Source organism: Streptomyces sp. NPDC027189, assembly GCF_055566975.1.
Genome location: NZ_JBVHRI010000014.1, coordinates 111,676 through 134,958, shown reverse-complemented (window position 1 = coordinate 134,958; position 23,283 = coordinate 111,676). Strand labels below are relative to the sequence as shown.

At 69.5% G+C, this 23,283-nt stretch carries 15 protein-coding genes and 3 pseudogenes; 6 read left to right on the top strand and 12 right to left on the bottom strand.

The genetic code is table 11. From position 1 onward, the window contains the following. Positions 1 to 18: 18 nt before the first annotated feature. Positions 19 to 1,335, bottom strand: a complete 1,317-nt coding sequence (aceA, locus tag ACZ4RZ_RS29820) for an isocitrate lyase (RefSeq protein ID WP_467749185.1) — start codon at positions 1,333 to 1,335, stop codon at positions 19 to 21. Positions 1,336 to 1,694: 359 nt separating this feature from the next. Between aceA and ACZ4RZ_RS29815 the strand changes: the two genes are divergently transcribed. Continuing rightward, positions 1,695 to 3,101 carry a short-chain fatty acyl-CoA regulator family protein gene (locus ACZ4RZ_RS29815; protein ID WP_467749183.1) on the top strand — a complete coding sequence of 469 codons (1,407 nt, stop codon included), beginning with the start codon at positions 1,695 to 1,697 and terminating at the stop codon, positions 3,099 to 3,101. A 20-nt stretch (positions 3,102 to 3,121) separates the two neighbouring features. Here the strand turns inward: ACZ4RZ_RS29815 and meaB are convergent, their stop codons facing one another. The 4 genes and pseudogenes from meaB to ACZ4RZ_RS29795 all read right to left on the bottom strand — a co-directional run. Next, entirely contained in the window at positions 3,122 to 4,114 is a 993-nt protein-coding gene (gene meaB, locus ACZ4RZ_RS29810; protein ID WP_467749181.1) for a methylmalonyl Co-A mutase-associated GTPase MeaB, read from the bottom strand. Then, entirely contained in the window at positions 4,111 to 6,285 is a 2,175-nt protein-coding gene (gene scpA / locus ACZ4RZ_RS29805; protein WP_467749179.1) for a methylmalonyl-CoA mutase, read from the bottom strand. The genes meaB and scpA overlap by 4 nt, the downstream gene beginning before the upstream one ends. Beyond that, positions 6,285 to 8,093, bottom strand: coding sequence for a methylmalonyl-CoA mutase family protein (locus tag ACZ4RZ_RS29800; RefSeq protein WP_467749177.1), 1,809 nt, complete (start codon positions 8,091 to 8,093; stop codon positions 6,285 to 6,287). Before ACZ4RZ_RS29800 ends, scpA begins: the two co-directional genes overlap by 1 nt. Positions 8,094 to 8,267: 174 nt before the next feature. Further along, positions 8,268 to 8,450: pseudogene (locus tag ACZ4RZ_RS29795) on the bottom strand (CorA family divalent cation transporter); the annotation flags it as partial. A gap of 82 nt (positions 8,451 to 8,532) precedes the next feature. Between ACZ4RZ_RS29795 and ACZ4RZ_RS29790 the strand changes: the two are divergent. Together ACZ4RZ_RS29790 and ACZ4RZ_RS29785 are read left to right on the top strand one after the other, a co-directional pair. After that, a complete protein-coding gene (locus ACZ4RZ_RS29790) occupies positions 8,533 to 8,856 on the top strand; it encodes a hypothetical protein (RefSeq protein ID WP_467749416.1) in 324 nt (107 codons plus the stop codon). A 237-nt stretch (positions 8,857 to 9,093) separates the two neighbouring features. Next, positions 9,094 to 10,467, top strand: a complete 1,374-nt coding sequence (locus ACZ4RZ_RS29785) for a NucA/NucB deoxyribonuclease domain-containing protein (RefSeq protein WP_467749175.1) — start codon at positions 9,094 to 9,096, stop codon at positions 10,465 to 10,467. 44 nt (positions 10,468 to 10,511) lie between these two features. On the opposite strand, the gene ACZ4RZ_RS29780 is transcribed toward ACZ4RZ_RS29785, so the two are convergent. The 4 genes from ACZ4RZ_RS29780 to ACZ4RZ_RS29765 all read right to left on the bottom strand — a co-directional run bounded on the left by ACZ4RZ_RS29780 (position 10,512) and on the right by ACZ4RZ_RS29765 (position 15,904). Further along, positions 10,512 to 11,135, bottom strand: a complete 624-nt coding sequence (locus ACZ4RZ_RS29780; protein WP_467749173.1) for an SMI1/KNR4 family protein — start codon at positions 11,133 to 11,135, stop codon at positions 10,512 to 10,514. A gap of 709 nt (positions 11,136 to 11,844) precedes the next feature. Continuing rightward, positions 11,845 to 12,678, bottom strand: a complete 834-nt coding sequence (locus ACZ4RZ_RS29775; protein ID WP_467749171.1) for a PIG-L family deacetylase — start codon at positions 12,676 to 12,678, stop codon at positions 11,845 to 11,847. 428 nt (positions 12,679 to 13,106) lie between these two features. After that, the gene (locus tag ACZ4RZ_RS29770; protein ID WP_467749169.1) at positions 13,107 to 14,075 is read right to left on the bottom strand and encodes an IS481 family transposase; all 969 of its coding nucleotides are present in this window, start codon (positions 14,073 to 14,075) and stop codon (positions 13,107 to 13,109) included. Positions 14,076 to 14,689: 614 nt separating this feature from the next. After that, complete coding sequence (locus tag ACZ4RZ_RS29765; RefSeq protein WP_467749167.1) at positions 14,690 to 15,904, bottom strand: magnesium and cobalt transport protein CorA; 1,215 nt, start codon at positions 15,902 to 15,904, stop codon at positions 14,690 to 14,692. A gap of 146 nt (positions 15,905 to 16,050) precedes the next feature. Between ACZ4RZ_RS29765 and ACZ4RZ_RS29760 the strand changes: the two genes are divergently transcribed. Further along, on the top strand, positions 16,051 to 17,193 hold the full coding sequence (locus ACZ4RZ_RS29760) for a winged helix DNA-binding domain-containing protein (protein WP_467749165.1): 1,143 nt from the start codon (positions 16,051 to 16,053) through the stop codon (positions 17,191 to 17,193). Positions 17,194 to 17,196: 3 nt separating this feature from the next. Here the strand turns inward: ACZ4RZ_RS29760 and ACZ4RZ_RS29755 are convergent, their stop codons facing one another. Then, positions 17,197 to 17,844, bottom strand: a complete 648-nt coding sequence (locus ACZ4RZ_RS29755; RefSeq protein ID WP_467749163.1) for a LysE family translocator — start codon at positions 17,842 to 17,844, stop codon at positions 17,197 to 17,199. 65 nt (positions 17,845 to 17,909) lie between these two features. On the opposite strand from ACZ4RZ_RS29755, the pseudogene ACZ4RZ_RS29750 reads away from it, so the two are divergent. Beyond that, a pseudogene (locus ACZ4RZ_RS29750) lies at positions 17,910 to 18,014 on the top strand (LysR family transcriptional regulator); the annotation flags it as partial. Positions 18,015 to 19,145: 1,131 nt separating this feature from the next. Then, positions 19,146 to 19,250, top strand: a pseudogene (locus ACZ4RZ_RS29745) (tautomerase family protein); the annotation flags it as partial. A gap of 100 nt (positions 19,251 to 19,350) precedes the next feature. On the opposite strand, the gene ACZ4RZ_RS29740 reads toward ACZ4RZ_RS29745, so the two are convergent. Together ACZ4RZ_RS29740 and ACZ4RZ_RS29735 are read right to left on the bottom strand one after the other, a co-directional pair. Then, a complete protein-coding gene (locus ACZ4RZ_RS29740; RefSeq protein WP_467749161.1) occupies positions 19,351 to 20,142 on the bottom strand; it encodes a S1 family peptidase in 792 nt (263 codons plus the stop codon). 279 nt (positions 20,143 to 20,421) lie between these two features. Then, positions 20,422 to 23,271 carry a helix-turn-helix transcriptional regulator gene (locus ACZ4RZ_RS29735; RefSeq protein ID WP_467749159.1) on the bottom strand — a complete coding sequence of 950 codons (2,850 nt, stop codon included), beginning with the start codon at positions 23,269 to 23,271 and terminating at the stop codon, positions 20,422 to 20,424. Positions 23,272 to 23,283: the final 12 nt, after the last annotated feature.

Below are 23,283 nucleotides of genomic sequence, written 5' to 3'. Positions count from 1 at the left end.
AACGGACGGGCGCTGCCCTTACGGCGCTCCCACCGCCCTCAGCGCAGCGCCGCCGTGGAACTGCTCCTCCTCGGTCGAGCCGGTCAGCGCGGTGGTGGAGGAGGCCGGGTTGACGGCGGTGGAGACGAGGTCGAAGTAGCCGGTGCCGACCTCACGCTGGTGGCGTACGGCGGTGAAGCCGTGCGCCTGCGCGGCGAACTCCCGCTCCTGCAGGTCGACGTACGCGGTCATGCCGTGCTCGGCATAGCCGCGGGCCAGGTCGAACATGCCGTGGTTGAGGGAATGGAAGCCGGCCAGGGTGATGAACTGGAAGCGGTAGCCCATCGCGCCCAACTCCCGCTGGAACTTGGCGATCTGGTCGTCGTCGAGCGCCGCCTTCCAGTTGAAGGAGGGCGAGCAGTTGTAGGCGAGCATCTGGTCCGGGTACTCGGCGTGGATCGCCTCGGCGAACTCGCGGGCCTGCGCGAGGTCCGGGGTGCCGGTTTCCACCCACAGCAGGTCGGCGTACGGGGCGTAGGCCAAGCCGCGGGCGATCACCGCCGCCATCCCACCGCGCACCCGGTAGAAACCCTCCGCCGTGCGCTCGCCGGTGACGAACTCGGCGTCGCGCTCGTCGACGTCGCTGGTGAGCAGGTTCGCGGCCAACGCGTCGGTGCGGGCGATGATCACCGTGGGCACGTCGGCGATATCGGCGGCGAGGCGGGCCGCGTTGAGCGTGCGGATGTGCTGGGACGTTGGGACGAGCACCTTGCCGCCGAGGTGGCCGCACTTCTTCTCCGAGGCCAGCTGGTCCTCGTAATGGATGCCGGCGGCACCGGCGGCGATCATCGCCTTGGTCAGCTCGAAGACGTTCAGCGGGCCGCCGAACCCGGCCTCCGCGTCGGCCACGATCGGCACGAGCCAGTCCGTACGGTCCTCGCCGCCCTCGGCGGTGGCGATCTGGTCGGCGCGCAGCAGCGCGTTGTTGATGCGTCGGACGATCTGCGGCACGGAATTGGCGGGGTACAGGCTCTGGTCGGGGTAGGTGTGCCCGGCCAGGTTTGCGTCGGCGGCGACCTGCCAGCCGGACAGGTAGATGGCCTGCAACCCCGCCTTGACCTGCTGGACCGCCTGTCCGCCGGTGAGCGCGCCCAGCGCATGGAGGTAGTCCCGCTCGTGCAGCTGCCGCCACAGGCGTTCTGCGCCGCGCCGGGCAAGGGTGTGCTCCTCTCGGACGCTGCCCGACAGCCGCACCACGTCCTCGGCGCCGTAGGTGCGCTCGATCCCCTGCCACCGGGGGTCGGTGGCCCAGCGCCGCGTGAGCTCTTCGGCCGTCGTCGTGCTCGCCTCTGCCATGACTGTCGGGGCTCCCTTGGTTGTTGCGGTCTGCCAATACCACCTGCCGTAGGACAGAGGGACTGGCACTGTGTGTCTCGATTTGGGATGCGGCCCGCCGTCCTGCTGCTGAGCGGAGGAGCAATGCTGCCGGTCAGCCTTCCGCTGCGGCCGGAATCTCCGACGTCAGGGCCCGAATCGTGCCCGGTGTCCGGCGTCGCCTGCCGCAAGGTCCGGCGGGCCGCACCACGACTCTGGCAGTGGCACTGAGTGCCATCAAGCTTGGCCTGTTGCCAACTTCTGCGAATCTTCACGATGCGCTTTGCCAAGGTTGTGAAGGTGCCACCGGCTAAGCTGCGGGCGGCGGGAGGAGGCCCAGGATGAGCAAGATCTACGCGGGCGCGCGGCTGCGGCGGCTGCGCGAGGAGCGCCGGATGAGCCAGGCCGAACTGGCGCGCGTGCTCGCCATATCGCCCAGTTATCTGAACCAGATGGAGCACGACTCCCGCCCGCTCACCGTCCCGGTCCTGCTGAGGCTGACCGAAGCCTTCGGCGTCGACCCGGGCTTCTTCTCGGAGCGGGACACGAGCAGACTGGTGGCGGACCTGCGGGAGGCCCTGGCAGGCGAGATCACCGAAGCCCGGGTGTCCGCGTCCGATCTCGCGGAACTCGCCTCACGGATGCCCGCTGTCGCCGAGGTCCTGCTGGATCTCGGCCGCCGCAACCAACTGCTGGCGGAACGGCTCGCCGGAGCCGCGGACGGCCGGGAGATCGAGCGGGCGGCGCCTCGTTCACCGCACGAGGAGATCCGGGACTTCTTCTACCGCCGCCAGAACTACCTGCACGACACCGACCTCGCGGCCGAACACCTGGCGCAGGAGATCGGCGTCCGACCCGGTGACGTCGTGCCGGCCCTGACGGCGAGACTCGCCGATGGCCACGGTGTGCGCCTGGCCGCCGCGAACGGCGATCGCCTGCACCACTACGACGACGCGACCCGCACCCTCCACCTGTCCGGCCGCCTCCGCCCCGGACAGCGCGCGTTCCGCATGGCCACCCAGCTCGCCCTGCTCGAATACGGCGACGAGCTCGACCGCCAGGCAGCCGAGGACTTCCCGCCCGATTCCCCCACGCACGCGCTGGCACGCATCGGCATCGCCAACTACTTCGCCGCCGCGCTGATCCTGCCCTACCGCCCCTTCCACGCGGCGGCCGAAGAGGTGCGCTACGACATCGAACGCCTCACCGACCGCTACGGCCTCGGCCACGAGACCGTCTGCCACCGCCTGAGCACCCTCCAGCGCCCCCGTCTGCGCGGGGTGCCCTTCTCCTTCGTCCGCGTCGACCGGGCCGGCAACATGTCCAAGCGGCAGTCCGCGACCGGCTTCCACTTCTCCCGGGCCGGCGGCACCTGCCCGCTGTGGAACGTCTACGAGGCGTTCGCCGCGCCCGGCCGCATCCACGTCCAGATCGCCGAAATGCCCGACGGGCAGCGCTACTTGTGGACGGCCCGTGCCCTCACTCGCCACCGCGGCGGCTGGGGTGAGCCCGGCAAGACCTTCGCCATCGGCCTCGGCTGCGAGATCCGCCACGCCCACCGGCTCGTCTACTCCGACGGGCTCGACCTCAGCAACGCCTCCGCCGCCACCCCTATCGGCATGGGCTGTCGCGTCTGCGAACGCCTCGACTGCCCCCAGCGCGCGGTGCCGCCGCTGGGCCGCCCCTTGCGGATCGACCAGAACAGCAGCACGTTCGTGCCGTACCCGGTGGCGGAACCCGCCACGTGACGAGGCGCCTGGCCGCCTGCTCAGGCAGTGTCCGCGTCGAGACTCCCGAGCACCCCCAGAATGCGCTCGGCGGCCAGTGTGGCCGTCAACGCGCCGTCCCTGACCTGCTGTTCGAGGGCGGGGGCGAGGGCCCGTACCGCCGGGTCGGCGTGCAGGCGTCCCAGGAGTTCGTCACGGACCATGCTCCAGGTCCAGTCGACCTGCTGGTCGCGGCGCTTGGCGGCAAGGCGCCCGGTCGAATCCAGCAGCGTGCGGTGCTGTTCCAGGCGCTCCCAGACGGTGTCCAGGCCGGTCGACTCTCGCGCACTGCAACTCAGCACGGGCGGGGCCCAGGCCGCGTCCCTGCCGTGCATCAGCCGCAGCGCGCCCGCCAACTCCCGTGCCGCCGCGCGGGCGTCGCGCTCGTGCGGGCCGTCCGCCTTGTTGACGGCGATCACGTCCGCCAGCTCCAGGACACCCTTCTTGATGCCCTGCAACTGGTCGCCGGTGCGGGCGAGGGTGAGGAGCAGAAAGGAGTCGACCATGTTCGAGACCGCGGTCTCGGACTGGCCGACGCCGACCGTCTCCACGAGGACGACGTCGTAGCCGGCCGCCTCCATCACCACGATCGACTCGCGGGTCGCCTTGGCGACCCCGCCCAGCGTGCCCGCGGTGGGGGAGGGGCGGACGAAGGCCGCCGGGTCGACGGCCAGGCGTTCCATACGGGTCTTGTCGCCCAGGATCGAGCCGCCGGTACGGCTGGAGGACGGGTCGACGGCGAGCACCGCGACCCGGTGCCCGAGCGAGGTCAGCAGCGTCCCGAACGCGTCGATGAACGTCGACTTGCCCACGCCCGGCACCCCGCTGACACCGATCCGCCGGGCCCGGCCGCTGTGCGGGAGCAGTTCGGTCAGCAACTCCTGTGCGAGCGCCCGGTGTTGGGGCCGGGTGGACTCGACGAGGGTGATGGCGCGGGCGATGATCGCCCGCTTCCCGTCGAGTACGCCCTTCGCATAGGCGTCGACATCGATCACAGGTCGTGCCCGAGGCCGGCCGACAGTCGCTCGACCAGGTCGTACGCCGCGTCCGGGATCACCGTCCCCGGCGGGAACACGGCCGCCGCGCCCATCTCCAGGAGCGTGGGCACGTCCTGCGGCGGGATGACCCCGCCGACCACGATCATGATGTCCTCGCGGCCCTCCTCGGCGAGCTGCTCGCGCAGCGCCGGTACGAGTGTGAGGTGACCGGCGGCCAGCGACGAGACCCCGACGATGTGCACGTCCGCCTCGACGGCCTGGCGGGCCACCTCGGCCGGAGTCTGGAACAGCGGGCCGACGTCCACGTCGAAGCCGAGGTCGGCGAAGGCGGTGGCGATCACCTTCTGGCCGCGGTCGTGGCCGTCCTGGCCCATCTTGGCGACCAGGATGCGCGGGCGACGGCCCTCGGCCTCGTCGAAGGCGTCCACCAGAGTGCGGGTGCGGTCCACGGACGGGGACTCGCCTGCTTCGTTGCGGTACACGCCGGAGATCGTACGGATCTGGCTCGCGTGCCGGCCGTACACCTTCTCCAGGGCGTCGGAGATCTCGCCGACCGTCGCCTTCGCGCGGGCCGCGTTCACCGCCAGCTCCAGCAGATTGCCCTCGCCGCCGGCGGCCCGGGTGAGCGCGTCCAGCGAGTCCTGGCACGCCTGCTCGTCACGCTCCGCGCGCAGCCGCCGCAGCTTCTCGATCTGCTGGGTGCGTACAGAGGAGTTGTCGACCTTGAGGACGTCGATCGCCTCGTCGGTCTCGACGCGGTACTTGTTCACGCCGATCACCGGCTGACGGCCGGAGTCGATACGGGCCTGGGTGCGGGCCGCGGCTTCCTCGATGCGCAGCTTGGGGATGCCGGCGTCGATGGCCTTGGCCATGCCGCCCGCCGCCTCGACCTCCTGGATGTGCTGCCAGGCGCGGCGGGCGAGGTCGTAGGTGAGCTTCTCGACGTAGGCGCTGCCGCCCCACGGGTCGATGACCCGGGTGGTGCCGGACTCCTGCTGGATCAACAGCTGCGTGTTGCGGGCGATGCGCGCCGAGAAGTCGGTGGGCAGGGCGAGCGCCTCGTCGAGCGCGTTGGTGTGCAGCGACTGGGTGTGGCCCTGCGTCGCCGCCATCGCCTCCACACACGTACGGGTCACGTTGTTGAACACGTCCTGCGCGGTCAGCGACCAGCCGGAGGTCTGCGAATGGGTGCGCAGGGAGAGGGATTTGGCGTTCTTCGGGTCGAACTGCTTCACGAGCTTCGCCCACAGCAGACGTGCGGCCCGAAGCTTGGCGATCTCCATGAAGAAGTTCATGCCGATGGCCCAGAAGAAGGACAGCCGGGGCGCGAACGCGTCCACGTCCAGGCCCGCCTCCCGCCCGGCCCGGATGTACTCCACGCCGTCGGCGAGCGTGTAGGCCAGCTCCAGGTCGGCCGTCGCGCCCGCCTCCTGGATGTGGTAGCCGGAGATGGAGATGGAGTTGTAGCGGGGCATCCGCTGCGAGGTGAAGGCGAAGATGTCGGAGATGATCCGCATCGACGGCTTCGGCGGATAGATGTAGGTGTTGCGGACCATGAACTCCTTGAGGATGTCGTTCTGGATGGTCCCGGCCAACTTCTCGGGCGGTACGCCCTGTTCCTCGGCGGCGACGATGTAGAGCGCGAGCACCGGCAGCACGGCGCCGTTCATCGTCATCGACACGGTCATCCTGTCCAGCGGGATGCCGTCGAACAACTGCCGCATGTCGAGAATCGAGTCGATCGCCACGCCCGCCATGCCGACGTCACCGGTCACGCGCGGGTGGTCGCTGTCGTAGCCGCGGTGGGTGGGCAGGTCGAAGGCGACCGACAGGCCTTTCTGGCCGGCGGCGAGGTTGCGCCGGTAGAACGCGTTGGACTCCTCGGCGGTCGAGAAGCCCGCGTACTGGCGGATCGTCCACGGCTGGTTGACGTACATCGTCGGGTACGGGCCGCGCAGATACGGGGCGATGCCCGGGTAGGTGCCCAGGAAGTCCAGGCCCTCCAGGTCCTGCCCGGTGTAGAGCGGCTTGACCGGGATGCCCTCCGGGGTCTCCCAGAGCAGGTCGTCCCCGCCCGCCGCCTTCTTCACGGCCGTACGCCACTCGTCGGCGCCGCCGCCCACGGCTGGGGTCCCCAGCTCGATCCCGGAGAAGTCGGGGATTTTCATCAGGACACTCCCATGCGGTCGAGGGCGGCGGACAACACGGCCACGGCGTCACAGCCCGCGAAGACATACGAGTCGATGCCGGCGTACTGCCCGGGACGACCCGCGAGGAACACGTGCGAGGCGCCCGCCGACCTCAGCTCCGCGGCCACGTTCTCCGCCTGCTCCTCGTACAGCGCATCGCTGGAGCACAGGCAGACCTCCGTCGCACCGCTCTCCTCGAACGAGCCCTCGGTGACGGGCTCGATGCCGCCCGCCTGGAAGAGGTTCGAGGCGAAGGTCGCCCGCGCGGTGTGGGCGGCGGCCGGACCGATCGTGGCAAGCAGGACGCGCGGCCGGGAGCCGGTCGCCGCGAAGTGGGCGTCGGAGCGGGCGCGCAGCGCCTCGTACGCCTCGTCGCGCCGCACGCGTGGCAGCCCGCCGGACGGCGGCTCGGGCGCGCTCTCGCGGACGACCGGCTTCTCCGCCAGGTGCGGGAACTCGCTGACGCCGGTGACGGGTTCGCGCCGCTTGGCGAGCTTCGCGCTGCGCGCTTCCCAGGTGTTGGCGAGTTCCTGGCCGAGCCGGCCGGAGCGCAGGGCCGCCGCCTGGCCGCCCTCCCGCTCGATCCACTGGAAGAACTCCCAGCCCGCGTGGGCGAGTTCGTCCGTCTGCCGCTCCACGTACCAGGCACCGCCCGCCGGGTCGATCACCCGGGACAGGTGCGACTCCTCGATCAGGATCGTCGAGGTGTTGCGGGCGATGCGCCGCGCGAACGCGTCCGGCAGCCCGAGCGTGTGGTCGAAGGGCAGCACGGTGACCGAGTCGGCTCCGCCCGCGCCCGCGGCCAGTGCGGCGATCGTCGTGCGCAGCATGTTCACCCACGGGTCGCGTCGCGACATCATCACCGGCGAGGTCACGACGTGCTGAAGCTGTGCCCCCGCCCCCGGGGCTCCGCAGACCTCGGCCACCCGGGCCCACAGCCGGCGCGCGGCCCGCAGCTTGGCGATCGTCAGGAACTGGTCGGCGGTCGCCGTGTACCGGAACTCCAGCTGCGCACACGCCTGTGCGACGGTCAGCCCGGCCGTGGTCAGCTCCCGCAGATACGCGACCCCGGTCGCCAGTGAGCAGCCCAGTTCCTGGGCGGCCGAGCCGCCGGCCTCGTGGTACGGCAGCGTGTTTACCGTCAGCGCCCGCAGCCCGGGGTACTCCTCGGCGCACAGCCGCGCGAGGCCGGCCGCCGACGCGAAGTCGAGGGCCTGTCCGGTACGGGCCTCGTGACCGAGCGGATCCGCGCCCAGGTTGCCGCGCGCCGCGTCCTGGGCGACTCCCCGCTCCTCGTACAGCCGCAGCAGCTCACGCGCCGCAGGCTCCACCTCGTGCCCGGCGTCGAGGACGACGGGTGCCAGGTCGAGATAGACACCGTCGAGGGCACGGCCGAGCGACGGCACAGGAATGCCCGTCTCGCCGACGACGAGCCAGAGGGAGGTGACGCCGTTCTCCAGGTCCGCGAGCAACCCGTCGCCGTCGGCCGTCGTGTGCCGCTGGCGTACGTCCCAGCCGCCGACGGTGTTCCCCTCGGCTCGGCTGCCGCGCACGAAGGGGGCGAGCCCCGGGAAGCCCGGCTCAGGCGCTGTGTCGTGCGCGGTGTACAGGGGGCGGGTGCGCAGCCCGTCCTCGAGCGCGGTGGACAGGGCTTCCTCGGCCTGAGCACCCTCGACGTCCTTGCCCGACTTGCGCAGCACGCCCGCAACGAGGCGCTGCCACTGCTCGTGGGTCACATCAGGGAACTCGCCGGCCAGCTCAAGCCCGTCGTCAGGCAGGACCGTCATGCTCGGATGGTAGGCCAGAGGCGCAAAGGAGCAGCAGAGGGCACGGCTGTGATCTTGCCCTCGCCGAGGCTGTGACCTGGCCCTCCCCGTGACGCCCTGGAAGCCCGCGCGGGTCACGTACCTGAGGTGCGACAGCGAACAGTGTGGGCCACTCGAGCTGGGGCGCGGCCGGCCTCAGAGCCAGTCCCGGCGCTTGAAAATGACGTACAAAGTGCAGCAGACGATCCCCATCAAACCGATCGCGAAGGGGTACCCGAACCCCCAGTGCAGCTCCGGCATGTTCTGGAAGTTCATGCCGTAGATGGTCCCGACGAGTGTGGGAGCGAAGAGAATCGCGGCCCAGCTGGAGATCTTCGTGAAGTTGTCTACCTGGGGGCGCTGACCTGCGGTGATGTCGCGAGATTGGGCTCTGGCCTGGGCTGATCCGTCTTTCTGGCACGTGGACCATGACGCCTTCGAGGAGACTGCCGAGCATGATGATGGCGGCCACGTGGGCGCCGTTCGCGTAGCAGGTGTGTGCTTCGTCCAGGCGGTGTTGGAGGAGACCGGCTTGCCCTTGACGGACAGGGGGTACGAGGGCGCTCCGGCCGGCATCTGCGTACCCCACAACAAACTCGCAGGGCGGTTGAACTCACCGATGACTCAAGCGCAGTTCAGGAAGCTCATCGGCGCGATCCGGGTCCTGCCCGAGGAAGCCACCGCCGACGTCAAGACCAAGTCTCGCGACATCGTTGCCGTCGCCCTCAGCCTGTTCCATTACTAGAAGAGCCGTCAGGGAACGCCCGTCACGCACAGCACCCAGATGTTGCTGTCTAGGTCGCTGCTGTCGATCATGGCCGGTTCGCTCTCCCTTTCCCCCTGTCAGAGGCAAAACCTGCGTCGTCGAGAGTCGAACTGACATACGTTTACTTCCTGTTGGCCAGGGCTCGACGGGTACCAGTTCGTGCCCCGTGTCTCACGGAAGGACCACATGCGCAGTCTCAGACACACGCTCACAATCTTGCTGACCACGATGGCCTTAGCGCTGCTGGGGACCTCAGTCGCCCAGGCGGCGCCCCACTCCGACTCGATGACAGTCGACACCTACTTAACGGACGCTCCCACGCAGTCCCCGGACACCATCTTCAAACGGCTGAAGGCCGGTGAGACTCCCGAGGCCGTGGGATTGACGCAGCGGCGCAGAGCGATCACGAGCAGCGCCGTCCGCAGGATCGGTCCGGCGTTCCTGCGAGGGGATGTCCCCAATGCCAGAGCAGGGGAAGTCCAGGCGTCCGGCGCCCAGTTGGGCCCCACCGTGACGGACGTACCGAAGAGGACGATGACGCTCGCGGAATGCAAGGCGCATACCGCCTCGGACGCAAGCATGTGGATCGCGTCCCGTTTCGCGATGTGCGAATCTCAGTGGTTTGCTGCCACCTGGCGCGTCAACGGGAGAGAGGTTGGCTTCTCGCAGATGACGGTCAGCGCTATCGCGACGGTGCGGGCCAACTCGCGGGACGTCCAGTTCGACTACTACTTCTCGGACTTCTACGCAGCGGGCACCAACGCGATCGACGAAACGCTCGTGGGCACCTCACTGAACCACCCCACGGTCCCCAGCGGGGTGACGCTGGGCCAAGGCGGCCTCAACCCGACTCCGACGACGGTGGCCCAACTCAAGGCGAACCCGCATTTCATGATCTCGACCAACGCCTCGCCCGGGCAGGGTCTCGCACCCGACGACGGCATATGGGCGGTCTGGAACATGAATTTTGTGCCTGAGTGGCCGCCCGGCTGGGTCGAGACCAACCCGCTGGCTGAGTGGAAATTCTCCTCGTTCGGGCTGCGCTGGGACAATTCTCCCTACCTTCCCAACTACAAGCCCACGGACGTGCTGCACACCGGGGGCGCCGCGCTGAGCTACGACGTCTCCCCGTTGCGGTACAGCACCGCCAGCACTGCTCCGGAACGTGCGGTGGCCTCCCATATCAAGACGGCTTTCACGCAGCCACAGAACACCCTGCCGGCCAATCCCTCGAAGCACGTGGCGGGCCGGAGCGCCAGCGACCCGCTGCACCGGCTGCAGAAAAGCATCAACCAGACGAACCTGAACAGATACAATGCAAACCGGCGTGAGGCCGTGAAGGTATGCACAGCCGTAGACCCCAACTACGCGTCGAAGGGGCTGGAGTGCGACGAGTACCCGTTCGCCTCAACCTATGAAGGATCGGCCCAGTCCATCTACGAGCCGAGCAAACCCAAGAAGAACTTTTCGGCACTGGCCATCAATGGTACCGAGAACACTGCGGGTGGCACTCAGCTCGCAACGTATTACGCGAACAACAGGATCATCGACGGCCCGAACGACGAGTTCTATGTGGTGATCATCCCCTGATGTCTGTTCCCGGCCGGCTTCGGCCGGGAACGGCACCGGCCTCGCTAGAATTCCCACTCAAGAAGTCCGTCAGCGGTGAAAACCGCAGCGCACCCGTTGAACGTCAAATGGGGATCAACGTCGCGTTCGGTGCCTTGATCGACTCCGGTCTCCAGTGCACGCGCCACATCGGCCCACATGTCGGTCACGCTGGGCCAGGTGGGCGTGCCGAAGTAGCCGTCGACCTTGCTCCAGGTCAGAACGCTCCCGCGCAGCTCACCGGGCCTGTTGTCCACTACCAGCAGGTCCCCCGTCGTGTCGTCCCCAATGGGCACCAGGAGCGGATGAAACTCCTGGCAAGGCTCTCCGGCATGGGATGTGGCAGCTGCCCCGTTGACTGGGGTCTGCGGGGCGGCGAGCTTGCGCTGCCACAGCATCTGCATGCGCTGGAGGCCGACAGGGATGTACAAGGGTGGCAGCAAAACGCCCGTGATCGGATTCGGCTCCACCCCATCGAAAAGCAACAACTGATCCCTCACCGCATCGGGGAACGTCTGTCCCATCACGGACTGAGCCTCGGATATGTCGTCCATGGTCGCCGATGGCCGGACAGTACGTGCTGTCGAGGGGGCATGCGCATCCAGAGCTGTTCGGACACGTGCCCAGGCATCGGTGAGTGTCGTCGTCATGGTGTCATCTTGCTACCTGGCGATGATCGAGTACGCCATTGGCGCGAAGTGATCACGTGTCGTCACTTCGACCATGTGGTCCACTGCATGACGGTCCGAAACTTGCCAGGTGTACGGAAGTTGACATTACGTCGCCTGGCGCAGAGCGATGCAGACCGGACCTGGCGCAGCGCCCAGGGACGGCCGGATTCGATCGCTGCCTGCCCTTCCTCGGACCCGGGAGAGGAGGCCGGCCACGTCCCAGGCCGGGAAGCGGTTGAAGGCACCCGTAGAGTTGGGACTCTCTGGTCGACAGACACGGACGCAAGGGTGCGGATCGCTTCTGCAGATTCTCGCGGTTGCTGTCGGAGACCGCCCTCGTGACCTGCTGCTTCTTCCGTTGCCTCACGGCGTGTCGGACATCGGAGCCTCAGCTTCGTGTCGCTTCCTCGGCGGTCTGTCTTGATCGGAGCAGACCGCCGGGCTTGTGACCTGGGCTGTCGCGCACCTTCCGAGTCAGCAGCTCGCAGGTCTCCTACCTGTGCGGTTGCCAGGTGGTTCGGGGACGAGCGCGGTGTCGGGGCGTCAGTGCGGGCACGCGTCGACGCCGCCGGCGGGGGCCTGCTCGCTGGCTGCCGGAGCGGAACTCGCGTGGACAAGCCTCCGGGTGTGTGACCCGCTCGATCGCGCCGTGCCGTCGATGCGCTTCCCGGCCGGTCGGTCGGTCGGATCAGCGCAGTCCGGCGAAGAGATCGTTCTCGGGTATGGCCGCGCCGGTGGCGTCCTGGACACGTACGAAGGTCTCCATGCCCATCAACTCGCCGAACCTCTCCTTGCCCATCTTGAGGAAGAAGATGTTCTCGCCCTGACTGGCGTGCGCGGCCAGCGCGTCGAACTTCTGACCGCTGAACGCGGTGGTGTCCACCCAGGTGGTGATCTCATCGTCGGGGAGGCCGATCTCGGCCATCGCGGCGGCCTCGGCAGGATCCGGCTCCGGCATGTCCTCATGAAACTCGCGCATGATCTCGCCGAACCGCTGCATCATCGAGCGGGGCATCGTGGTCCAGTACACCTTCGGTGTCAGCGCGGTCATCCCCAGCGCCGCCATCGTGATGCGGTGGGCCTGGATGTGGTCGGGGTGGCCGTAGAAGCCGTTCTCGTCGTAGGTGACGACCACATCAGGTCGGTAGTGCCGCATGAGTTCCGCGAGTCGGGCCGCGCCTTCCTGCACGGGGGTCTGCCAGAAGGATCCGGGGGCGTCGTTGCCCGGCCAGCCCACCATCCCGGAGTCGGCATAGTCCAGCATCTCCAGATCGCTGACCTTCAGGACGTCACAGCTCGCCTCGAGTTCCTGACGGCGCATCAGGGCGACCGCCGCCGGATCGTGCCCGGGATCGCCCGGCTTGACACCCCCCGGTCCGTCACCGCAACCGCCGTCGGTACACGTCACGAGAACCGTGCGGATGCCTTCCGCCGCGTACCGCGCGAGGACCCCTCCGGTTCCGGTGGCCTCGTCGTCGGGGTGGGCGTGTACTGCCATGAGCGTCAAGGGCCGGTCAGTCATGAAACAGTCCTCCTGCAGAAATACGTCTTGGTCCCAATGCGCGGCGGGCGTACCGCGATCCCGGGGACCGGATCCTGTCGGGGCGGATGACCTTGTGGTCTTCGTGTTCCCCGCCCGTGGGGCGCCGGTCCCTCAACCGTTGCAACCGTGCCGGCCGGACCGGCTGTTCCCGGCGCGGCCGCTTGGCCTTCCAGACGTCGGCGTTTCAACGCGAACGCGGTACAGGCGCGACCTGCATGTCTCAACGCCACGTCGGATCCGACTTCCATCCGGCACCAGCCGTGAGATTCCGACACGAAACTTGAGGCCCTACACGATCGCAGGTCATCAGTTCGTGTCTGTTCTCATCCAATCGAGGCGTTTGCTCAGCGAACCCAGTCGTTTTGGCTTTCGGGCGTTGGTCTTGTTGCAGTCCTAGATGTACTCGGTCATGACGTTGGTGACAGTCGGTTGATCGGTGGCTGGCCGCCGAGCGCGGTGTGTCGGCGGCCAGTGTTGTAGAAGTCGAGCCAGGGCGCGAGTGCTCGGGCGCGTTGGGCGTTGCTGGTGAAAACCTTCCGGTAGGCCCATTCGGTCTGCAGCGTCCGGTTGAAGCGTTCGACCTTTCCGTTGGTCCACGGGCAGTGCGGGCGGGTGAACTTCTGGCGTGCGCCGAGTGCTTGGCAGGCGGCCTGGAAGTCGTGCGAGAGCCGGTAGTTCTTGGCGTTGTCGGTCATGACCCGCTCGATGTGGGTGATGCCGTGGGCGTGGAAGAACGCGGCCGCGCGGGTGAGGAAACCCGCGCAGGTGGCGCCCTTCTCGTCGGGGAGGATCTCGGCGTAGGCGAGGCGGGAGTGGTCGTCGACGGCGGCGTGGACGTAGTCGTAGCCCAGGCCCCGCAGGGATGCGGGTCGTTGGCCGCGGCCGTGGGCGCGGTGGCCGCCGCCGGCGGGGATCTTCCCGAGCTTCTTGACGTCGATATGGATCATGTCGCCGGGCCGGGGGTGTTCGTAGCGCTGGCTGCTGGCCCTGGTGGCTCGGATGACCTGGCCGGTCAGCGGGTCGCAGGCGGCGAGCGGTGGTACCTGATGGCGCTTGAGGATGCGGCTGATGGTCCGGGCGGGGACGCCGGTGTGCTCGGCCAGGGCGTCCGGTCCGCGTCGCAGAGTCCGGCGGGCCTTGAGCACGCGGCGCTCGTCGGCCGCGGGTGTGCGGGTAGGGCGGCGGTGCGGGCTGCTGCTGCGGTCCTGCAGCCCGCTCCAGCCCTCGGCGCGGTAGCGGTTCACCCAGCGGTGGGCGCACTGGCGGGAGACGCCGAGTTCCTTCGCGACGTGAGCGACCGGACGCCCGTCGAGGACGACACGGCGCACCAGCAGGCGTCTGCCGTGAAAGGTCAGCCGGGCATTAGCGTGGGCCACCAGGACCTCCGAGGTGTGTGAAGACGGCTATCTCCACTACGCCCAGAGGTCCTTCCTTGATCAACTACCGACGACTGCGTGTCACCAACGTGCTGGCCGAGTACACCTAGACCTGGAACTGGTGTGCCGTCGGTGGTGTTGGCCGCGGGGAACCCAGGCACATTCCCTGGTTGCCGGCGCCGTGCAGGGCGGCGTTCAGGGTGGCGCCGCGGTATCGCACGCCGGACAAGGTCGCGTCGCCCCAGCCCACGGGCAAGGGGGGCGAAGGTGATGCCGTTTCCTGCCGAACTTCATCCCGAACGTGAGGATCATGCGCAGGTGGGCGGTCGCGGACCAGGTTTGGTCGGCGCCGAGTTCCAGTGGGCACAGCGACCTGCTGTGGCCACCCGTTTCGGCGTTCCACTGCGGAAGTCCGCAACTCTCCGTGCTGGCCGGCGCTCCCGGAGGGCGCCTCAGCGGCGAGGCTCCCGCAGGTCAACGCCCGCGATCGCAGGAGACGGCCCGGATCGGAGTGCGGCTCATTCCCCAGATTCTCCCCAGCGTCCTCGAACACGTCGTCGGAGCCTGCGATCCGGGCTGCACTCCCTCGCAGCAGCGCCTCACGGGACGATTACTCAGAGCCAGTCCCGCCGCTTGAAGATGACGTACAAACTGGTGCAAACGACCGCCATCAGGACGATGGCGAAGGGGTATCCGAGCACCCAGTGCAACTCCGGCATGCGATCGAAGTTCATCCCATAGATCGTCCCGACCAACGTCGGAGCGAACAGGATCGCCGCCCAAGAAGAAATCTTCTTGATCTCCTCGTTCTGTTCGAAGCCGGCCTCCGCCAACGCGCGCATCTCGGCGTTCTGCTGCTGGGTCACCAGTGTCGCGTTGACGGTGAGGATGTCGGTGAGGGCCTGGCGGAAGCCGTCGACGCGTTCGCTGGTGTGGGTGACGTGGTCGGCGACGTCGCGGAGGTAACGCTGGAGTTCCTCGTCGGTGCGGTACTTGGCGAAACCGGCCATCAGGCCGTGCAGCATGCCGACCAGGGGGCGGGTGGCGCGCTGGAACTCGACCATCTCCCGGGAGAGTTCGTAGATGCGGCGGGAGACCTTGGGGTCGCCGCGGAAGACCTCGGTCTCGATCTCGTCGATGTCGTTCTGGACGCCGGAGACGACGGGGACGTAGCCGTCGACGACGGAGTCGAGGATCGCGTAGAGAACGGCCTCCGGGCCGAGCTTCAGCAGTTCCGGGGTGTCCTCCATGCGACGGCGCACCGCCGAGAGGTCCGGTGCCGCGCCGTGCCGGACCGTGATCACGAAGTCGGGCCCCACGAACACGTGCAGCTCACCGAAGTCGACCTCCTCGGCCGCGTCCAGATAGCGGGCGGCGCTCAGGACGACGAAGAGCGTGTCGCCGTAGCGCTCCAGCTTCGGGCGCTGGTGCGCCTCCATCGCGTCCTCGACGGCGAGCGGGTGCAGGTCGAACTCGGCAGCCAGGGAAAGGAGCTCGGCCTCCGTCGGACGGGCCAGACCGATCCAGGCCATACCGGCCGGCTGTTCGCGCAGTTCACGGAAGGTCTCGGAGAGGGAGGAAGGGGTCGAGACCCGCACCCCGTCGCGGTACAGGGCCGCCTGTACGACGCTGGCGACGTCGGTGGATTCCGGTGCCGGTGCGTCGGGGCGGGGCGAGGGGGGCTGCGCGGGCGGCGCGGCCGGAGGATTCAGGGCGCGTCGCCAGACGGACTTCTTGGCGTCCTTCGCGTTCCCCGTGTCCTTCGCGTTCCCCGTGTCCTTCGCGTTCCCCGTGTTCTTCGAGGCTGAGCGGGCGCGTCGTTCGGACATCGCGGCTGCCTCCCATGTCGAACGTACGTCTGTGTGATCACGGAGCAGGATATACGGGGCAAACGACCTGAGCGTGCCCAGCCGCCTCGGGATCCGGTGAGAGTTGCGGACAGAAGCTGTCCGCAAGCGGCGCTAGCGTGCGGAGCATGACGAAGACGACCAGGACGCCCGCGACTGCCGGGACGACCGCGAAGACCACGACCGCCGGCCCCGTACTCGGCACCCGTGCCCTCAACCGCGCGACCCTCGACCGCCAGCTCCTGCTGCGCCGCTCGCCGCTGTCCGCGAAGGCCGCCGTCGAGCACCTCCTCGGCCTCCAGGCGCAGAACGTGAAGCCGCCGTACTACGCCCTCGCCGCCCGCCTGGACGCCTTCACGCCTCCGGCGCTGTCGCAGCTCATGGCCGACCGGGAGGTCGTCCGCATCGTCACCATGCGCTCCACCATCCACACGCACACCGCCGACGACGCTCTCACCCTGCGCCCGCTCGTGCAGGCCGCCCGCGACCGGGAGCTGGGCAATTTCCGCAACGGGCTGACCGGCGTCGACCTGGACCGGCTCGCCGCGATCAGCCGTGAGCTGGTGGAGGCCGAGCCGCGCACCATGAAGCAGCTGCGCGAGGCACTGCTCGCCGAGTGGCCGGACGCCGACCCGTTCGCGCTCTCGGTCGCCGCCCGCTGCCGGCTGCCGCTCGTCCAGGTCACCCCACGCGGCCTGTGGGGGCGCAGCGGCCAGGTCGCGCTCACCACCGCCGAGCAATGGCTGGGCCGCCCCGCCGAGCCGGCGCCCGCGCCCGACGCGACCGTCCTGCGCTATCTCGCCGCCTTCGGACCCGCCTCTGTCAAGGACATGCAGACCTGGGCGGGGCTGACCCGGCTGCGCGAGGCCTTCGAGCGGCTCCGGCCCCAGCTGATGACGTTCCGTGACGAGAACGGTGTCGAGCTCTTCGACCTCCCCGACGCGCCCCGCCCGGACGCGGACACCCCGGCCGCGCCGCGCTTCCTGCCCGAGTTCGACAACCTGCTGCTGTCCCACGCCGACCGCTCCCGGGTGGTGCCGGCCGACCTCAAGGGGCGCACCTGGCAGGGCAACCAGGCGTACTGCACCCTGCTCGTCGACGGTTTCCTCGCGGGCATATGGCGGCAGGAGGGCGAGATCCTCACCATCGAGCCCTTCGGCAGGCTCACCAAGGCCCAGCGGGACGAGGTGGTTCAGGAGGCCGAGCGGATGCTCACGGTGATGGCGGGCTCGTCGTCGTACGACATCCGCTTCGGAGCCATCGGCGGGTAGACCTCAGTCGGCGCGCCCCGTCACCGCCACCGTCAGCCCCAGCCCGATCATCGTGAAGCCGCCCGCGCCGCCGATCAGCGACAGGCGCCGGTCGGAGCGCGCGAACCAGGCGCGGGCCGCGGACGCGGTCAGACCCCACAGGGTGTCCGTGACCAGGCCGATGGAGATCGGGACCAGGCCCAACAGGAGCATCTGGAGGGGGAGTCGACCGGTGGAGTGGTCGACGAACTGGGGGAGCACCGCGGCGAAGAAGACGATGCCCTTGGGGTTGGTGACGCCGACGAGGGCGCCGTCCAGCACGGTACGGAGATCGCCGCGGGCCGGCGCCGCGGAATCCGCCCGGATCGAGGCGGCCTTCATCTCCTTGCGATGCCGGAACGCCTGCACACCGAGGAAGACGAGATACGCCGCACCGGCCAGCTTCACCGCCAGGTAGACCGTCACCGAGCGCTCGACCAGTGAACCGATCCCGAAGGCGACCGCCACGACCAGCAGGTATGAGCCGACGACATTGCCGAGCGCGGTCGCCACGGCGGTGCGGCGGCCATGCGCGAGCGCCCGCCCGATGACGAACAGCACGCTCGGGCCCGGGATCACGATCACGAGCAGGGACATCGCCGCGAAGGCGAGGAAACGGTCGGTGGACACCATGTCCATCACCTCCCACAGCGGCCCATTGAAACAGCAGGTCCCCACGGCGCTCTACAGTCCAGGCCATGGAATTGCGGCAGCTCAGCTATTTCGTCACCGTCGCCGAGGAGCTGCACTTCGACCGGGCGGCAGAGCGCTTGCGCATCGTGCAGTCGGCCGTCAGCCAGAAACCGATGTCCGTGGGGGCGCTACGGGCTGCGCTAGCACGAACGTCGAGAGGTTCTCTGTGGTTGTGGGCTGCGTGGCCGATTGCGTTGCTGGCCTTGGTGACTGCGTCGAGGAACTCGGCGTAGGTGGTGCGCAGACTCTCGCGGTCTCGCTCGGAAACGTCGCGGCGCCAGTGGAGGCGGTCAGAGGCTGCGGAGCTGAGGACGCCGACGACGGCGCCGAGCGCGGTCGCGATGATGGTTGCCCACTGCATCAGGTGACCGTAAGCGAGGTCCGCGATGATGCCTATGGGTTCGTGGGGCGGTCTTTTGGACCTCACATAGGCGATTGAACTTGCGATATTTCCCGGACGGTGATCCGCGTTGCTCCGGCCTGGGAGCGGTCGAACCCGCTCGCGGGGCTGCCCGCCCCTGCATGGCCGATGCGCGCAGGCCGTGCTGAGCCCGTGCAGGTGCCTATATAGGGGAAGGTCCAACGGACTCACGGCCGCGGCTCGTTATGCCCAGGAGTGATACCGGACTGCTCGGGTGGCTCCTGCCTCGACGCGGTCGAGGCGCTGCCTCGCAGCTCTGTCCGCACCTCGCGTATTGCCCTGATGGCGTCAATCAGCAGACGGCAGAGGGGAGGGACCATTTCAAAGAGAGTGCGCAGGATCCATGCGGCCCCGCCGATGGCGGCCACCACCACTGCGCCCCAGCCGACACTGTCCATCCGGACTGATGCCCTTTCCGCTTCGGGCGGTCGGTCCGGCGCACAGGCAGGCTCGGTCCGACCACCAAGTTCGTGGTCCAACCGAGAGCCTGCCGACGTAACAAGGTCTCGCGAACGGGGCGGCATCGGCGGCCTACGTCATCGCGAGACATCCCTTCAAAGTCAATTCCAGAGACGCGACGGACTGTCGGACCGAGCCTGCTCTGCCAGTACGTCGGCCTGACAAGCAGGGCATCGGCCAACTAGCCCGCCGCGCCTCCTAACCAGCGTCCCCCAGTGTTCTGCTTGTGGCTCGTCGTCCGGCTCGGCAAGAGTCATGACCTGACCTGGCCCGTTCTCATCCGCCATCTCGCCCCCGGAGGCTGGGTCCACCCGCTCTCCGCACAGGCTGACGCCGAAGCCCGCCGAGCGTCACCGACGCCTTCGTCGACGCGTACAAGATCCCGGCCGGGAGCGTGCAGGTGTGGATCCACGAGGTGCCGGCGGACAGTTGGGGAAGCGCGGGGAAGCTGACCGCCGACAAGTAGGGGGAGTGGGGGAGTGGATAGGGGGCGTTGCGGGCCGCTCGTGGAGGCCCGCAACGCCCCCTGGCATTCACCTGAGGGGTGCTCAGGAGTTCATCGGTGACTACGAGTTGACCTGCGCGGTCACCAGGCTGGAGAAGGTCGTGAGGCGGGTGTAGATGCCCGGGTAGCCGGCCTCCGCGCAGCCCACGCCCCAGGAGGTGATGCCTGCCAGGACGCCGCCGATGAGCAGCGGGCCGCCGCTGTCGCCCTGGCAGGTGTCGACGCCGCCGGAGGTGTATCCGGCGCAGACCATGTCGCTCGCCACGAAGTTGGAGCCGTAGGAGCTCGCGCAGCTGGAGTTGGACACGATCGGGACGGTCGCGGTGCGCAGCTGGTTGGAGGAGCTGCCGGTCTCCGAGGTGGTGCCCCAGCCGAGGATGCGGGCGGTGGTGCCGGCCGCGTACACACCGGTGTTCGAGGAGGAGACGTACGACACCGGGGTGTACGACATCGCCGTCGACAGGGTCAGTACGGCCACGTCGTCGCCGTTGGTGGCGTCCGTGTAGTCGGGGTTGACCCAGATCTTGCTGACCTTGCTGACGGTGCCGTTCGTGCCGTTGAGGTACGTTCTGCCGCCGACCACGCGGACGCTGCTGGTGGTCGCGCCGACCATGCAGTGGGCGGCGGTGACGACCTTCTTGGCCGCGACCAGGGTGCCGCCGCAGAACTGGTTCCCGGACGCGTCCGTGATCTGCATCATGAACGGGTACGCGGTCGTCGTGGTCGTCGAGCCGCCGACGATCGGCTGGGGCGCGGCTGCGGCGGAGGGGGCACCGAGCAGCGCGGTCGCGGCGGCGGCAGCGGTGGCCATGCCGACGGCGGCGGCTTTCTTGACGCGGTTGAGCCCGAACATGGGTCTCCTCGGGGATTGGCCGGTGGGGGGACGCGCGGGTGTGGGGGGTAATGCACGTTGCCTGTGGTGGGGCGCCGTGTGCCCGAGCGAGCGGCACTGCTGCCACGTTAGAAGCGGAGGGTCACTCCTCCCAATGAGGGAACCCCCTAGGGGAGTTGAGGGAGGGAAAACCCTCGGCCGCGCGGGGCGAGGTTTGGCGTACGGTGGCGTCCGGTTGGTCCCGTCCGTCCTGGCGCTCACAACGTGCTGGAATCAGCTCCCGGTGCTTCGGAGCCGGGCTCAGCCGGTCCTGCGCTCCGCCGCCAGCCGCACTATGTCCACCCGCGATCGGATCCCCAACTTCCGGTACACCCGCGTGAGGGTCGCCTCCACCGTCTTCACGCTGATGAACAGGCGCGCGGCGATCTCGCGGTTGGTGGCGCCCTCCATGACGAGGGCGGCGACCTGGCGTTCGGTCGCGGCGAGCGTGTCGAGGGCGGCGGAGGCGAGGGGAGGTGACGTCGGGTGGGCGGTGGACGCCGACTCGACCTGGCGGAGCCAGGGCAGGGCGCGGCAGCGACGGAAGAGGCGGGCCGCCTCGTCGTACGCGGTGGGGCCGGGCATGGGGGTCCCCCCTGCTCGAGCGAAGCCGAGAGCTTGGGGGAGGGTGCGCAGTCCCGCGAGGGCGTATGCCGCGCGGGCTTCCTCCAGGCCGTAGCCCAGCTTGCCGAGGCGGTCCTGCGCGGACGTCAACTGGCGTTCGGCGGGGCCCTGTTCGCCGCGTGCGGCGCGTACGAGGGCCTCGGCGCGGTCCAGGACGGCCAGCACGCTTTCGCGTTCCAGCCGCAGGGCCCGCTCCCGCGTGACGTCGATGACGTCCTGCGCCTCCAACGGTTCGCCGATCCGTACCAGCGCCTCGGCGAGGTCGCCGTGCCAGCGCCCGCGGGCCGGATCGACGACGCCGAGTCCCTCCTCCAACTCCCGTACGCGGCGCAGCGACCGGACCGCCGCCGCCGCGTCCCCGGCGACCAGCTGGGCGTGCCCGAGGGCGCCGAGGGCGCGCGAGAGGTAGATCAGGTCGCCGTCCTCCTCGGCGCGGTCCACGGCCTCCCGGGCCAGCGCGAGCGCGCGGTCCACGTCGCCGCCCGCGGCCTCGGCGAGCGAGGTGAACATGGCGGTGGCCGCCTCGCCGATCCCCGTGTCACGGGCGAGCCGCAGGCTCTCACGGGCCAGGTCGAGTGCCCGGCCGCAGTGCCCGGAGCGCAGCTCGGTCTCGGCGAGCCCGCGCAGGAAGTGCACCTCGCTCTCGACCATCCCGCGCCGCTGCACCTCGTGCAGCAGCGCCGTGATGGTCGTACGGGCCTCGGCGAGCTGGTCGCCCATGATCAGCCAGCGGAAGCGGGCGGCACCGGCGCCGTTGTGGTCGCACGCCACCCGGGGGTCCTGCGGCTCGCGCATCGCCCGCTGAATGGTCGCCGGCGCGTCCGGATGCCCCATCAGGGTCTCCATCTGCGCCTGGAAGCCCAGCGCGAGGAGTTCGGTGGGCCGGTCCCCGGCACGGGCCGCGAGCCCCGCGGCACAGGCGGCCTCCTCGCGGGCCTTGGCCATCTCGCCGTCCATGAGCAGGGCCCGCCAGGCCAGTTGGTAGCGGACGAGGGCGAGCAGCCGCGGATCGTCTCCCGCGTCGGCGAGCGCATGCGGGAAGACGGCGTCGATCTCGGCCATGGCCTGCCCGGCCGCGTCGATGACGACCATCCAGGCCCGCACCCGGTCCGCCGGTGCGGTGGCCCGGGCGAGCACCTGGCGCGCGATGTCTCGCGCGAGATCCGTCTCACCGGCCGTCAGCGCGTCCTCGGCGGCCACCAGTCGCCGTTCGTCCGGGCCGGGCACGGTGTCGACGGGAGTGTGCCGGGCCGCGAGCAGCCCGAGCCCCGCGGCGACCGAGGGCGCGCCGCGATCCCGGGCGGCGGCCGCGGCCTCGCCGAGCCGGGCGGCGACCCGTGGGTCCGTTCCGGAGGTGGCCAGCGCGAGATGCCGGGCCCGCTCGATGGGGTCGGAGGCCGCCGTGGACAGCGCGGCATGCGCGGCGCGCCGCTCCTGGGCACTCGCCTCCGCGTACAGGGCGGCCGAGACGAGGGGATGCGCGAACCGGATGCCGGGTGTCTCGCGCTCCGTGGCGAGGAGCCCGAGCTCCACGGCCGACGCCATCTCCGCCTCGGCGTTCTCGCGACCGGCCGCGTGCAGCAGCGCCGGCGTGGGGCGCGCCCCCGCGCTCGCCACGAGCAGCGTGCGGCGGGCCTCGGCGGACAGCATCTCCAGGCGGCTGAGCACGAGCGCGCGCAGCGAGGTCGGCACGGGAAGCGGCTCGCCCGGGCTCGGCGGGGTCGCGGACTCGGCGAGGGCGCGGCCCAACTCCAGCGCGAACAGGGGGTTGCCGCCGCTGGTGCGGTGGATGTCCCGCACCGTGGAGCGGGGCAGGTCGGTGTAGCCGCGGTGGTCGAGGAGCGCGGCCACCTGGGCGCGGGAGAGCGGGTTGACCCGCACGGGCAGGGTGTCCGGCGGGGACGCGCGTAGATGGAGATCGTGCTGTTGGCCCTGCGGTTCGGTGTCGGTGCGTACGGCGCACAGCATCCGTACGGGCATGCCGCCGAGCCGGCGGGCGGCGAATCCGAGCAGTTCGGCGCTGGCCGGGTCGAGCCACTGCAGGTCGTCGGCGACGATCAGCACCGGGCCCTGGGCGGCCAGCGCCCGGAACACCGACAGCACCGCGAGCCGCAGTGCCAGACCGTCGCGCTGGAGGGTGGATTCGCCGCGGCCGGTGAGCGCCGACTCCAAGGCGGTGCGCTGCGGGACGGGCAGCCGGTCGGAGACCTCGTCCACGACCAGGCCGAGGAGGTCGGTCAGGGCGAGGAAGGGGAGGTGGGATTCGGACTCGGTGGCGGAGCAGCGCAACACGGTTCGTGCCGACTCGGCGCATTCCGCGGCCAGCGTCCGCAGGATGGTCGACTTTCCAATTCCCGCGGGGCCGTGCACCAGCACGCTGCCCCCGCCGGAGAGCTGCTCGCGCGCCCCCGCGAAGAGCTCCTCCCGGCCGATGACCAGGTCGGGGCGGGGTCTCGCAGGCTCCTTGAAGTCCCCTCGCACGGTCACCGCTCCCCTCAT

Coding starts and splice junctions, on each gene's coding strand:
- aceA (WP_467749185.1), bottom strand. CDS start 1,335: ATGGCAGAGGCGAGCACGACGACGGCCGAAGAGCTCACGCGGCGCTGG.
- ACZ4RZ_RS29815 (WP_467749183.1), top strand. CDS start 1,695: ATGAGCAAGATCTACGCGGGCGCGCGGCTGCGGCGGCTGCGCGAGGAG.
- scpA (WP_467749179.1), bottom strand. CDS start 6,285: ATGAAAATCCCCGACTTCTCCGGGATCGAGCTGGGGACCCCAGCCGTG.
- ACZ4RZ_RS29800 (WP_467749177.1), bottom strand. CDS start 8,093: ATGACGGTCCTGCCTGACGACGGGCTTGAGCTGGCCGGCGAGTTCCCT.
- ACZ4RZ_RS29780 (WP_467749173.1), bottom strand. CDS start 11,135: ATGACGACGACACTCACCGATGCCTGGGCACGTGTCCGAACAGCTCTG.
- ACZ4RZ_RS29775 (WP_467749171.1), bottom strand. CDS start 12,678: ATGACTGACCGGCCCTTGACGCTCATGGCAGTACACGCCCACCCCGAC.
- ACZ4RZ_RS29765 (WP_467749167.1), bottom strand. CDS start 15,904: ATGTCCGAACGACGCGCCCGCTCAGCCTCGAAGAACACGGGGAACGCG.
- ACZ4RZ_RS29760 (WP_467749165.1), top strand. CDS start 16,051: ATGACGAAGACGACCAGGACGCCCGCGACTGCCGGGACGACCGCGAAG.
- ACZ4RZ_RS29755 (WP_467749163.1), bottom strand. CDS start 17,844: ATGGTGTCCACCGACCGTTTCCTCGCCTTCGCGGCGATGTCCCTGCTC.
- ACZ4RZ_RS29740 (WP_467749161.1), bottom strand. CDS start 20,142: ATGTTCGGGCTCAACCGCGTCAAGAAAGCCGCCGCCGTCGGCATGGCC.